Source organism: Pseudomonas sp. GW458-11-26-14-LB4, assembly GCF_059423925.1.
This window is the reverse complement of sequence record NZ_JBWKYU010000003.1, coordinates 186,027-199,251: the sequence shown is the minus strand read 5'-3', so window position 1 is coordinate 199,251 and position 13,225 is coordinate 186,027. Positions and strand designations below refer to the sequence as shown.

The window sequence follows — 13,225 nt, the reverse complement described above, 5'->3', positions numbered from 1 at the left end:
CCGCTACCCCTTAGAACTGCCAGTCCAGCGTCAGGCCCACACCGTGGTCCTTTTCGTTGGAGCCGATCATCCCGTTATAGTCCAGGTTGACCCGGACATCGCGATTGAGCGCCAGCCCGGCGCGCACGCCGACTACCGCTGCATCTCGATCCATCGACACACTTTGCACGGTGAACGCACTGTTGCCATTGACGAAGGCCAAGTGACTGTCGGAATCCACGCTGCTCAAGTTGTGCTGCCAGCCCAGGCTTGCGCCCAGTTCCAGCTGGTGTTTCTCGGACAGGGCAAACGTGCGTTTGGCCCGCACACCGAGGGTCGACAACACCACATCGCGGTTGTCTTCACCGCCCTTCAGCGCGGCGGCATCACCCTTCTCGGTGAAGCTGTCGCTGTTGAGGTGCACGTAGGCCAGATTGGCGAACGGCTCCAGATTCATCGGTTGCAGGCCCAGGTCGTAGGCCGCTTCGGTGAACAATTGCGCGGTGGTCGCATCGCGCTTGGTTTTCTGTTTGCCGCTGACGCCAGCGAACTGCAGGTCGCGTTTGACGTCGATGCGATGCCAGCTGTAAGCCGCACCGGCGGTCAGACGCAACGCATCAATCTGATGCCCCAGGTACGCGCCCAGGTGATAGCTATCGACCGAGGCGGACGAATGCGTACCCTCGCCCATGCTCAACGAGCTGTCGCTATAACCAGTAACGAAACCGAGACGAGTATCTTCAGCGATCAAACCGTCGACACCGGCCAGCAGGCCGCCGATGGAACTGGTGGAATCGGCGTATTTCGACCCGCCATCGCTCTTGCCCCAGGCGCCCAGCACTTTGAGCCAGGCGTTGCTGCGGTCATCGGTCGGCGCACCGGCATCGAACAGATCGCGCTCACGCAAACGCTCGCCCACGGCATCGCGCAGGTAGCGACTGTCGTTGATCAGCAGCGTGCCGATGGCCGGGTGAATCTCGCCGGACAGCTGCTGGAAGGCATCCTGCGCAGCGGCCGCCGATGGCGACAGCAACAGGGTTTCGAACAACGCATTGCCGGCGCCGAGGCGCTCGGCGGCAGCACCGACTGCGCGCTGGTTCGGGGTCAGGCCGACACTGGCGAACGAGGCGCCGTTACGTCCAACCTCCAGTTGCACGCCACCTGATGAGTAATCGAGGGTGCCGCCGAGGAACGCATAGTTAGGCAGCACCTGACCAAAGCGCCCCTGAATCCCGCCTGCTGCCTGCAGGATGTTGAACTGACTGCCGAGCAGCGATTTCACGTCTTCGGTGGTCAACAGCGTCGGGCTGTTTTCCAGGGACAGACTGACGGTGGCGCCCTCAATTATGGCGGTGCCACCGGCGACGATCCGGTCGCTGCTGGTCGGCGACACTTCCACCGCATAGGTCGAACCCGGTGCGAAGGTCACGTCACCCGCCACGTTCAAGGTGCCGATGGAATTGCCCGGCGCCACGGTGCCGCCGCTGTTGGCGGTCAGCGCGGCGATCCGGCCGTTACCACCGAGGATGCCGCCGTCATTGACCGTCACCGCCGATTGCAGCGAGCCATTGATTGCCAGTCGGCCCTGATTGACCAGGGTCGGGCCGCTGTAGGTGTTGTTGCCGGTCAGCACCAGAGTGCCGATGCCTTGTTTGGTCAGACCACCATGGCCGGAGATGTTGTTGCGCCAGGTGTCGAGCCCGCAGGTGATGTCGTTGCATACGCGTTCGGTGGGTTTGCCCGCATCGATGATTGCGCCGATGCCCGGCAGATCGGCCACGAACTGGCCGGAACCGTAGGCGCCCTGGATGCGGAATTCTTCGTGGATGTCCTGCTCGGTGACGAACATCGCCGGGCCGTCGATGCCCTTGCGCAGGTTGATCATGCCCCAGCCATACAGGGCGTCGATGCCCGGTGCGCCGAGGTCGGTGGCCGTGGTGCGCAACACGCTGGCGACCTGATCGCCGGACATGTACGGGAAGCGCTCCATCAGCACCGCCATGGAGCCGGCCACGTGGGGCGCGGCCATCGAGGTGCCGTTGTAGTTCTTGTAGCCGGTGGTCAGGTTGTCGGCGTTGGTGCCTTCGATGATCGAGCTGTAGATCTGCGTGCCCGGTGCCGAGACGCAGAAACTGGCGGTGTAGCCGCAGCGCGAAGAGAACGTACTCATGATGTACGGATTGGCGCTGGCCTGATCCGGGTTCCTTTGCAATGCGGCGACGGTGATCCAGTTCGGCGCGATGTCCGGCACGAAGTAACCGAGGCCGGCGATGGCGTCCGGGTTGTTCAGGTTGTAGTCGTTGCCCGCCGCGAAGATCGTCACGATCCCGCTGCGTGCGGCGGCGATTGCACCGTCGTAGGCGCCGCCGGGTTTGGTGCCCAGCAGTGTGCGGATCTCGTTGAACTGCAGTTGCGCGTCGTTGACGGTGAAGTGCGGGTACGCCGGGTCACGGCCGCCGAGGTCGAAACGGTCGGTGATGCCGATGCCCCAGCTGTTGTTGATGATCCGCGCGCCGCTGGCGATCAGCGCATCCCAGCCGGCCTTGTACACCGCGCCGTCGTTGCCGCGCACGATGCCGTCTTCCGGGCCCGGGTCGCCGTTGTCGGCGCTGATGATCTGCGCGCCGAACGCCACGCCGTGCATCGGCCCGCCGTCACGGCTGCCGGCAGCGATACCGCCAACGTGGGTGCCGTGGGCGCCGAGTTTGCCGTCGGAACCGACCGAGGGCGAACCGTCATAGCGGAACGCGTCCCCCGCTTTGACCGGGATGTACGGGTCGGTGTATTCGCGGATCCCCGAGGTCACCAGGGTGATGACCTTGTTGCTGCCGGAAAACTCCGGGTGCGCGGCGTAGACCGGTTGGTCGAAAATTCCCAGTTTCACGCCTTTACCGGTGTAACCGGCGGCGTAGGCGTAATCCGCGCCGATGGCGCCCAGGCCCCAGTCGGCCTTGAACTCGGCACTGCGCCAACTGCCCGGATCCCCTGCCCGGCCGCTTTCCACGTAGGGCGCCGCGTGTGCGCTACCCCAGGTGGCCAGCGCGCAGAGCAAGGCGAGGTTGAGAGTTTTCAGGCGAAAGCATCCACCCGATTGCGCGGGGGTGTTGTTGTTTTTCATCCAGCGACCTTCCTTAGTGATGTTGCGAAAAATCCGTGTGTTCAGCCCCGTGATCGTTCCCACGCTCCCGCGTGGTAACGCAGCCCGTGACGCTCCGCGTCACTGGACGCGGAGCGTCCCTAGAGGCATTCCCACGCAGAGCGTGGGAACGATCATCCGTGTGTCTAGAACTGCCAGTTCAGGCTCAGGCCCACGCCATGCTGCTTCTCGCGGCTGGCCAGTTGTCCGGTGTAATCGAGGTTCACCCGCACGTCGCGGGTCAGCGCCAGGCTGGCCTGCACGCCGATCAGCGCAGCGTCGCGCACCAGTGGCGAGCTTTCGACCGTGTACGGCGCGCTGCCGCTGGCAAAACGCAAATGCTGTTCGGAGTCGATGTCGGTCAGGCTGTGCTGCCAGCCCAGATGACCGCTCACTTGCAGTTTCTGTGCGGACGGCAGGTCGAAGGTCTTGATCGCCCGCACGCCGAGGGTGCTCAGCACCGCGTCACGCTGGTCGTCGCCGCTTTTCAGCGCGGCGGCGTCGCCCTTCTCGGTGTAACCGTCGGTGTCGAGGTGCGCGTAGGCCAGATTGGCGAACGGCTCCAGGGCCAGCGGTTGCAGGTTCAGTCGATAAGCCGCTTCGCCGAATACCTGAGTGGTGGCGGCATCGACCTTGGCTTTTTGCCTGGCGCTGACGTTGCCGTACTGCAAGTCGCGTTTCACATCGGCGCGATGCCAGCTGTAGGCCGCGCCGGTGCTCAGGCGCCAGGCGCCGATGTCGTGACCGGCGTAGGCGCCGAGGTGATAGCTGTCGACTTTGGCTGAGGAATGCGTGCCCGAACCCATGCTCAGCGAGCTGTCGCTGTAACCAGTGACCAGACCGATGCGGGTCTGCTCGTCGACCGCTCCGTCGACACCGGCCAGCAGGCCGCCAATCGACGTGCTGTATCCAGCGGTGTCGTGCTGCGAATCGGTTGTACCCCAGGCGCCGAGGGCCTTGATCCAGCCGTTGTTTTGCGCGGCATTCGAGTCATGTAGGCGTTCGCCAATGGCGTCGCGCAGTTGCCGGCTGTCGTTGATCAGCACCAACCCGAGGGCCGGATAGATTTCGCCACTCAACTGTTGAAAGGCTTGTTGCGCGTCACCGGCGGTGGCCGACAACAACAGGCTTTCGTAAACCGAACTGCCCGCGCCCATGCCTTCCACGGCGGCAGCCACAGCACGTTGATTCGGTGTCTGGCCGACGCTGGCGAACGATGTTGCGTTGCGCTCGACATTCAAGCCGATGCCGTTGTCGCTGTAGGCCAGGCTGCCACCGATGAACATGTAATCCGGCAGCACCGCACCGAACCGACCCTGAATGCCACCCGCCGCTTGCAGAATGTCGTACTGCCGGCCGAGCAGGCTTCTGGCCTCGGTGGTGCTGAGCAGCGTCGGACTGTTTTCCAGCGACAGGCTCACGGTGGCGCCGTTGATGGACGCAGTACCGCCGGCAACGATGCGGTCGCTGCTGGTGGGAGACAGTTCCACCGCGTAGGTCGAGCCTGGCGCGAAGGTCACGTCACCGGCGACGTTCAACGTACCGATCGAATTGCCCGGTGCTACCCGGCCGCCGCTGTTGGCGGTCAACGCGCCGATCCGCCCGGAGCCGCCGAGGGTGCCGCCGTCGTTGACGGTCACGGCCGAAGTCAGCGAACCGTTCACCGTCAGCAAGCCGCCATTGACCGTGGTCGGCCCGCGATAAGTGTTTTCACCGGTCAGAATCAGTCGCCCGTCGCCGGACTTGATCAGACTGCCCTGATACACCCGACTGGCCGCCGCTGCATCGCGAGCCATGCCCACGGCGTAATCGGTCTGATCCAGTTGACTGGCGCCGGCCGGCACGCCGTTCTGCCAGCCTTTGTTTTGCAGGGTTTGCTGCCAGGCGCTGTGTTCGGCGAGGTCTTCGCTCTGGCGCTGGATCAGCGCTTTGTCGCTGATGTCATTGCTCCAGATATCGCTCTGCCCGGCTGCCAGGTTGGCGTCGAACGCCCCGAGCAATTGCCCCGGCCCGCGCATCGCCCGGTACAGGTTGGCCACGCCCCAGCCGACTCGCTCGGTGGGCGCGTCGGTCACTGAACCGTCGAGCTGGGTAGCGGTGGTCAGCAGCACTTCGAGAGCCTGCTGATTGTTCATGTACGGATAGCGCTCCATCACCAGCGCCAGTGCGCCGGTGGCGTGTGGCGCGGCCATCGAGGTGCCGGACTTGATCGCATAACCGCCGTCGGGAATGGTGCTGTCGATCTTCGCCCCCGGCGTGGTGATGCACCAGTACTTGGCGATTCCGCACTGGTTGTACTTTTGCTGATTGCTTTGATCGAGTCCGGAGACTGCCAGCCAGTGGCCTTCCAGATCCGGCTGAAAGTACGGCAGCGCCGAGCGCACGCTGGCATTCGGGTAGCCGCTATTGCCAGCGCTGAACACGTTGATCACGCCTCGACGGGAAACATCCGCTGCCGCATCCAGCCAGGTGCCTTTGTTCCAGTGCTGGGCGTAAGCGGCGTGCAAGTCCGCGAGGGTTCGGTAGCTGACATCCGGTGGCTGGCTGCCCCAGCTGTTGTTGATCGCCCGCACACCGGCATCGGCCAGAGCGTCGTACACCGCTTTGAAGTAGCGCGGATCAGGATTGGGGCCGAACAGGAAACTGTCGTTCTTGTTGGTGTTGCCGACGTAGATTTGCGCGTTGTACGCCACGCCATGCATGCCGCTGCCGTCACGGGATGCGCCCATGGTGCCGACCACGTGGGTGCCGTGGGAGTCGTTGTTCGGGTTGAGGGTGCCGTTGACGTTGAACAGCGAGCCGTCGATATAGCTGCCGCTGGCCAGTACCGGGTGATAGCGGTCACGGGCGAACTCGGGATGGGCGGCGTCGAAACCGGAGTCCAGCGCGCCGATTTTCACGCCCTTGCCAGTGATGCCGGTGGCGTAGGCCTGATCGGCCTGCATCCGGTCCAGGCCCCAGTCACGCAGGAACTCGGCGCTGCGCCAACTGGCCGGATCGCCAGGTTGTCCGGATTCCAGGTACTGCGCCTGAGCCTGGGTCGAAGAAATCACAAGCAGCAGGGTGCCGACCGAAACCGGCTTGATGCGTACGTCCATGTTCACCACTCACTTTTATTGTTTTATGCAGGTTGATTCTGCGGTGTTGCCCATTCCCCTCACCCCAGCCCTCTCCCCAAGGAGAGGGAGCTGATCGAGGTGTCTTGCGTCATACATCGACCTGAAAAACCGGGTCGATGCTGGATTCGGTGACGCCCGATCAGGTCGGTGTACCTCCAAAATATCCCCCGATCAGTCCCCTCTCCCTCCGGGAGAGGGTTAGGGTGAGGGCCGGTCTGAAGCCATGCACATCAACGTCGAGCCACCCTAAACGCCTCATCCACCCGCGCCAGATCCTGTTCGCTCAAGGTGCCCGCGTAGTAATGCAATTTGGTCCAGGCCATAAGGTAGTCATAGCGTGCCTGGGCCAGGTCGCGGCGGGTGGTAAATAGTTGTTGTTCGGCGTTCAGTGCGTCGAGGTTGGTTCGCTCGCCACCGAGAATGCTTTGCTTGGTCGACACGACCAGCGCTTCGGCCGAGGCCAGGGCCTTTTGATAGGCGCGCAGCTTGTTGACCCCGGACAGGCACGCACTGAACTGGCGACGCAATTCGATCAGCGTCTCACGGGTCTTGCCGTCCAGTTCGTATTCGGCCTGTTCCATGGTGCGGCTGGCCTGGCGGGTCGAGGCCGACACGCCGCCGCCGGCATACAACGGCACGCTGACTTCGAAACCGATGGTGTTGGTTTCGTAACGCTGGTTGTAGGTGTTGCCGCTTTCCGATTCGTTTTGGCGCATCGTGGCGTAAGCGCTGACTTTCGGCAGGTGCCCGGCGCGGTTGCGCTCGACTTCGTACCGCGCCACTTCCACCGCCTGACGCTGGGACGCGAGGTTCGGGTTGTTGCTGACTGCCAGTTCGTGCCAGGTGTCGTAGTTGGCCGGCATCAAGGCGAATGTCTGGAAATTCTGATCCAGCGGTGCCAGATCACTGATGTCCATCGCCGGCACGCCTACCAATGCGCCCAACTCCCGTAGCGCGGCGTCCTGCTCGTCGCGGGCCTCGATTTCCTCGGCGGTCGCCAGTTCGTAACGCGACTCGGCTTCGAGGATGTCGGTGCGAGTGCCCTCGCCCTGCTTGAACATGTGCTCGTTCTGCTGGAACTGTTGCTCGTACGCCTTCTTCTTGGCCTGCGCGATGTCGATCTGATCCTGGGCAAACAAAGCCTTGGTGTAGTTGTCCAGTACGCGAACCAGCAGTTCCTGGCTCTTGCCGCGAAAGTTTTCGTCGGCAAACAGCGACTGGGCCACGCCTTTGCGATACGCCGCGTAGGCTTCGTAGTCGAGCAGCGGTTGTTGCAGGGTCAGGCTCGAGCCGTAGCTGCTGTAGTTGCGGTCATCGGTGCGATTGCGTGCGCGTTCGTCGAGGGACGTGGCTTTCGACGAGTTGCGGCCCTTGTTGTAGTTGTAACCCAGTTTCGGCAACAGGCCGGCGCGGCCGATGGCGCGGTTTTCAAGGCCGGCGTCGCGTTCCTTGATCGCGCCGAGGAACACCGGGTCATTGCGCAACGCCTGTTCGTAGATCTCGAACGGCCCCATGGCCGCCATTGCACTGTTGCCCGCGAGCAGCGCGAACGCTGCCGCCAGCATGGAAAGCTTATTCATACAGCCGAACATCCTTATTCTTCGGTCAACGCGGAACCGGCGCGGTCGAGCAGCGGCTTGAACAGGTAGTTGAGGAGTGAACGTTCGCCAGTGCGCACGAACATTTCCGCCGGCATGCCGGGCTTGATCACCAGACCGTTGAGTTTCTCCATGGCCTGATCGCTGACGCTGCTGCGCAACACGTAGTACGGCACGCCGGTTTTCTCGTCGACCATCTGGTCGGCGGAAATCAGGCTGACTTCGCCGGGCACTCGTGGCGTCTTGCTCTGGTTGAACGCGGTGAACAGGATGTCGACCGGCAGGTGCGTGCCGACCTTGTCGATCAGGTTGATCGGCAGGTGTCCTTCGACTTCCAGGCGCGTGCCTTGCGGGACGATTTCCAGCAGGGTTTCGCCCTGACGCACCACGGCGCCTTCGGTGTGCACGCCGAGGTTGACCGCCACGCCGTCGGCGGTAGCAAGGATTTCGCTGTGTTGCAGGTCGAAACCGGCGGAAGTCAGTTGCTCCGACAGCGTGACGCTTTTCAGTTGCGCGTCGGCCAGTTGGGTGCGGACTTCCTTCTGGTATTCCTCACCGTGCTGTTGCAGCTTCAGGCGGGACTCAAGAATGCCCTGCTCGACCCGGCCACTTTCGCCGGTGTTTTCGGCCAGTTGTTGCTGGACCTGCGACAACTGGCGCTGGTATTCCATCAAGCGGTTGCGCGGGATGTAGCCGTTGTCAGCCAGCGGTTGCAGGTTGCTCAACTGTTGTTGCAGCGAGTCAGCCTGCGCGTTGAGGTCAGTACGGGCGCGGCGCATGCCGGCCAGTTGCGCGGTGGCGCCTTCGATGCTGGCGCGCAGGGCGGCTTGCTCGCGGGAGAACGCTTCGCGGCGGCTGCTGAACAATTGCCGCTGGCCTTCCAGCACCAGTGCCAGGCGCGGATCGGCGTTGTCGCTCAGCTCGGCCGGAAACGTCACTTGCTTGAGGTTGTCACGCTCGGCCTGCCAGCGCGCCAGGCTGGCCCAGGCCATGCGGTACTGCGCCTGCAGCGATTGCACGTCGGCGGCGACCTGGGTCTGGTCGAGGCGGAACAGCGGCTGGCCCTGCTTAACAATTTCGCCCTCGCGCACCAGAATCCGGCTGACCACACCGCTGCTCATCGACTGTACGGCCTTGCGCTTGCCCGACACCACCACGGTGCCTTGCACCGGAATGCCTTGATCCAGCGGCGCCAATGCCGCCCAGGTGAAGAAACTGCCGGCACCGACCAGCGCCAGAATCCAGCCCATGCGGGCGAAGAATTTTGCATCGCGCTCCGGGCGTTCGGTGATGTACGCGTGTTCCATCGTCGCTTCGTTTTGCGTGTTCATGCTCGCGCTGCTCATACACCCGAATTCCTTGTCGTCGGCTGATACTGTCGGCTCATGCTGAGCCCGGCCGGTGCTTGCGCAGGTTTTTCATTGTGTTGTGATGGGTTGCCGGGCTGATTGCCGGGCTGGTTTGCGGACAGCGCCTTGAGCACGTCGTGGCTCGGGCCGAAGGCCTGCAGGCGACCGTCGTTGAGCACCAGCAGCTTGTCGGCCTGGGCCAGCACCGAAGAACGGTGCGTCACCAGCACTACGGTGGTGCCTTGGGCCTTGAGCTGCACGATCGCGCTGGACAACGCGGCTTCGCCGACGGTGTCGAGGTTGGAATTCGGCTCGTCCAGCACCACCAGGCTCGGGTTGCCGTACAGCGCACGGGCCAGGGCTACGCGCTGTTTCTGGCCGCCGGACAGACCGCTGCCATCCTCGCCCAGTTGGGTGTCGTAGCCTTGCGGCATACGCAGGATCAGTTCGTGCACGCCGGCCTGTTGCGCGGCGGCCACAACCTTTTGCGGATCGGCTTCACTGAAGCGGGCGATGTTCTCGGCGATGCTGCCGCTGAACAGTTCAATGTCCTGCGGCAGATAGCCGATGTAAGGGCCGAGCTGATCGCGGTTCCAGCGGTGAATATCGGCGCCGTCCAGACGTACCGTGCCGCCAAGCGCCGGCCATACGCCGACCAACACCCGCGCCAGGGTCGACTTGCCGGAGCCGGAAGCACCGAGCACGCCGAGCACTTCACCGGCCGCCAGGTTGAAGTTGACCATGTGCAGGGTCGCGGCACGCTGGCCCGGAGGACCGGCGCTGACTTGTTCGAAGGTGATCTGGCCTTTCGGCGCCGGCAGCGCCATGGCGTCATCGCTCGGCGGGAAGGCCTGCAGCAACGCATCGAGGCGACGGTAGGCCAGCTTCGCCCCGCTCCACTGCTTCCACACGGCGATCAACTGGTCGATCGGGCTCAGTACCCGACCCATCAGGATCGAGCCGGCGATCATCATCCCGGCGGTCATATCACCCTTGATCACCAACAGTGCGCCAAGGCCCAGCACCAGCGATTGCAGGCACAGACGCAAGGTTTTGCTCAGCGAGCTGATGACTGCGCCAGTGTCGCTGGCCTGATTCTGCAGACCGAGAAAGCGCGAATGCACCTGGAACCAACGCTTGCGCAAGGCACCGAGCATGCCCATGGCTTGAATGGTTTCGGCGTTGTGCAGGTGGCTGGTGGCCAACTGGCTGGATTTCTGCGAGTAGCCGGCAGCTTCGCCCAGCGGCTTTTTGGTCATGTATTCGTTCAGGCACGCCAGCGCGATCAGTAGCAGTGCACCCGCCGTGGCCAGCACGCCGAGCCAGACGTTGAACAGGTAAATCACGAACAGGTAGACCGGGAACCACGGCGCATCAAAGAATGCGAACAGCGCAGGCCCGGTGACGAACTGGCGAATGTGGGTCAGGTCGCCGAGAGACTGCCCGGCATTGCCCTCGCCCTTGAACAGATTGCGTTCGAACGCCGCCTGATAGACCCGCAGATTGAAACGGCGCTCGAGCTGGCTGCCGATGCGGATCACGATAAAGCTGCGCACCACTTCCAGCAGACCGATGAAGGCGAAGAAACCGACGACCATCAGCGACAGCATCGCCAGGGTGGTTTCGTTCTGCGAAGACAGCACCCGGTCATAGACCTGGAGCATATATATGGAGGGCACCAGCATCAGCACGTTTATCAATGCGGTAAAACATCCGACGCTGATCAGAATGCTTTTATAGTCACCCAAGGCCTTGAATAAGGGAGCAGTGGCTGGGGCCTTCGCCATCTTCATTGATTCTTCCTGAAATGATTGAACCCGCCCAAAAGTGACGAGCGCTCAATTGTTATTTCGCTTACCTGCGAGAGATGACTTGCAAGTACCCGCTTACATTTTCACAACAACTTTTTCGAAGTCTTATAACAGTCGGGTACTTCTTTATATTCGCTGCGTTATTGCTCGACACGCTTGAGCGTCACGATCAGACCCGACTTCAAAGTACTGGAATAAAGTCCGTCATGTTGTCGGCCGAAAAAAAGAATTCTGGAGCCTTCCTTGCCAGTGATCGAAAGACCGTCCGGATCGGGAAACCAGCCGATGGCGTTTTCCTGTAGCCAGGCGCTCAGACAGTCGGCGCCGTGGCCCAGTGTCTGGTTCGGCTCAAGGTCGATCTGGCAGGTGTTGGAAGGTTTGTCTTGCAGTGCCTGCGCTTCGGGAGCGTCATGGGCGGCGGTCAGCGTCGCCTGCCAGTGCCCGGCGAATACCGATGGATCTTCGAGTCTGAGGCTGCTTGCCATGGTTGTTTCTCCAGAAATCATCAGCATCGGCATGAAACAGGTGACTGCCATGCGGGAAAAAGGGTTTCGAATCATAGGAAATTTCACTCCGGCGTGTAGCCTTGCGCACGTAGCGAGACGAAGCAAGCGAAGAAAGCGGCGCATCAAGCGCCGCTTTCCCTTGTTACATCACGCCACGATGTCGCTGGCGGCCGCCTGGCCAACGGTGCTGACCTGGAAATCAGCCACGCCGTGCCCGGAGAAGTCCACCGACAACAGGCTGTTGCCGCCCGAGGACGTCAGAACCGCATCACCCGCCGCGCCGGTGAAAGCGCTGACGAAGTGCAGGCCTGCGCCCTTGGTGATACCGGTCAGGTCGATTTTGTCCAGACCGCTGACGAAATCGAGGATCTGATCGATCGCACCCGGCTTGGAGTCGGAGCTGGCCGCGAACACAAAGGTGTCCGAACCCGCGCCGCCCCACAGCTTGTCGGCGCCACCGCCACCCCAGATGATGTCGTTGCCGGCACCGCCCTTGAGCTCGTTGGCCGCGCTGTTGCCGATCAGCAGGTCGTTGCCCGAGCCGCCGATCGCGTTCTCGATGGTGACGCCCTTGGCGATGGACACATTACCCACCAGGCCGCCAACGTCGGAGAACGAGGCTTCATTGAGGTTGATCTTCTGGTTCTGGGTGAAACCCGAGAAGTCGAAGGTGTCCTTGCCGCCCGCATCCCACACCGAGAACACCAGCTTGTCGGCCGACGACGAGGCGCTGAGGAAATCGCGACCGGCGTTGGAGTTGAAGCCGTAGGTGGTGTCACCGGTACGGGTGGTCAGGTTGGCGCCGTAGAGCTTCTGGATCGCTGCGATGTCATCCATCAGCGGACCGGAGGAATAAGCTTCCACGCCGCCCTTGCTGAAATTCTGGCTGGTGTTGCTTTCGCTCCAGTAGCTCATGACGCTGTAGCCGCGGGTGTCTTGCCCGTAGGTCGCGTCATTGTAGGTCGGGTTGCCGTTGCCGGCGTTGTAGTCGCCCGGGTGCGCCAGGCCAAGGGTGTGGCCGATTTCGTGGGTCAGGGTCTGACGACCGTAGTTGTTCAGATCCGGATTTTTGTTTTGCGTGTAGCCACTGTTGATCAGGTACCACGACGTGCCGTCGTAACCGGCGCCAGTGCCTGGCAGATAAGCGAACGCTGCAGCGCCATCCTGGCCACCGCTATAGTTACCGAAGGTCATGTGGCCGTCACCGCCCGAGGCTTTCTCGGTGAAGGTGACGTTGGCCACATCGGCCCAGGATTGCATGGCGAGCACGGCCTGGGCTTTCTGTTGAGCACTGAACTGACTGAACCCGGTGATCCCGTGCTTGTTCATCGTGCTGGACGATGCCGAAGTCAGGAACGTGTAGGTGAGTTCGATCTTGCCGCTGCCATCCTTGTCCTGGTAGGCAGCGCCGTCGCGCAGCAACTGGGTTGCGGCCTGGTCGACGGAAAAAGAGGGTTTGCCATTGACCGTGAGGTTGCCGCCACGATCGTACTGATGGCTGAAGCTATTGATCTGGTTATACGCCGTGCTGGTTGCCGCCAGTGGTTCCGGCGCCGCGCCCAGCTGGAAAGCCTGTTCGGCGGTATCAATAGCGTTAGCTTTTACTTTCGACATAAACACACTTCCTTGTTTAGCAATGGAACAGTTTTTGTCCGATAGCGACAACCTCTGGCGAGATTGTCCTATCACTCGCCCAATGAAGGCGTAAGAAACCTGACACAATTTGA

The 13,225-nt window shown here is 62.3% G+C and carries 7 protein-coding genes; all 7 read right to left on the bottom strand.

Going from position 1 to position 13,225, the window contains the following annotated elements:
• Positions 1-10: 10 nt before the first annotated feature.
• A complete protein-coding gene (locus AC07XZ_RS05960; protein WP_102686187.1) occupies positions 11-3,097 on the bottom strand; it encodes an autotransporter serine protease in 3,087 nt (1,028 codons plus the stop codon).
• A gap of 164 nt (positions 3,098-3,261) precedes the next feature.
• Positions 3,262-6,213, bottom strand: coding sequence for an autotransporter serine peptidase EprS (eprS, locus tag AC07XZ_RS05955; protein ID WP_102686188.1), 2,952 nt, complete (start codon positions 6,211-6,213; stop codon positions 3,262-3,264).
• A gap of 251 nt (positions 6,214-6,464) precedes the next feature.
• The gene (locus tag AC07XZ_RS05950) at positions 6,465-7,826 is read right to left on the bottom strand and encodes a TolC family outer membrane protein (protein ID WP_102686189.1); all 1,362 of its coding nucleotides are present in this window, start codon (positions 7,824-7,826) and stop codon (positions 6,465-6,467) included.
• Positions 7,827-7,828: 2 nt separating this feature from the next.
• Complete coding sequence (locus tag AC07XZ_RS05945) at positions 7,829-9,178, bottom strand: HlyD family type I secretion periplasmic adaptor subunit (protein WP_085603749.1); 1,350 nt, start codon at positions 9,176-9,178, stop codon at positions 7,829-7,831.
• The gene (locus AC07XZ_RS05940; protein WP_102686190.1) at positions 9,175-10,974 is read right to left on the bottom strand and encodes a type I secretion system permease/ATPase; all 1,800 of its coding nucleotides are present in this window, start codon (positions 10,972-10,974) and stop codon (positions 9,175-9,177) included. Before AC07XZ_RS05940 ends, AC07XZ_RS05945 begins: the two co-directional genes overlap by 4 nt.
• Before the next feature lie 158 nt (positions 10,975-11,132).
• Positions 11,133-11,552, bottom strand: coding sequence for an AprI/Inh family metalloprotease inhibitor (locus AC07XZ_RS05935; RefSeq protein WP_158247722.1), 420 nt, complete (start codon positions 11,550-11,552; stop codon positions 11,133-11,135).
• Positions 11,553-11,645: 93 nt separating this feature from the next.
• Positions 11,646-13,112 carry a serralysin family metalloprotease gene (locus tag AC07XZ_RS05930; protein ID WP_102686192.1) on the bottom strand — a complete coding sequence of 489 codons (1,467 nt, stop codon included), beginning with the start codon at positions 13,110-13,112 and terminating at the stop codon, positions 11,646-11,648.
• Between the last annotated feature and the right edge of the window lie 113 nt (positions 13,113-13,225).

Bases quoted from the DNA above. Each gene is read 5' to 3' on its own strand.
- AC07XZ_RS05960 (WP_102686187.1), bottom strand. From the start codon at position 3,097: ATGAAAAACAACAACACCCCCGCGCAATCGGGTGGATGCTTTCGCCTG.
- AC07XZ_RS05930 (WP_102686192.1), bottom strand. From the start codon at position 13,112: ATGTCGAAAGTAAAAGCTAACGCTATTGATACCGCCGAACAGGCTTTC.
- eprS (WP_102686188.1), bottom strand. From the start codon at position 6,213: ATGGACGTACGCATCAAGCCGGTTTCGGTCGGCACCCTGCTGCTTGTG.
- AC07XZ_RS05935 (WP_158247722.1), bottom strand. From the start codon at position 11,552: ATGATTCGAAACCCTTTTTCCCGCATGGCAGTCACCTGTTTCATGCCG.
- AC07XZ_RS05945 (WP_085603749.1), bottom strand. From the start codon at position 9,178: ATGAGCAGCGCGAGCATGAACACGCAAAACGAAGCGACGATGGAACAC.
- AC07XZ_RS05940 (WP_102686190.1), bottom strand. From the start codon at position 10,974: ATGAAGATGGCGAAGGCCCCAGCCACTGCTCCCTTATTCAAGGCCTTG.
- AC07XZ_RS05950 (WP_102686189.1), bottom strand. From the start codon at position 7,826: ATGTTCGGCTGTATGAATAAGCTTTCCATGCTGGCGGCAGCGTTCGCG.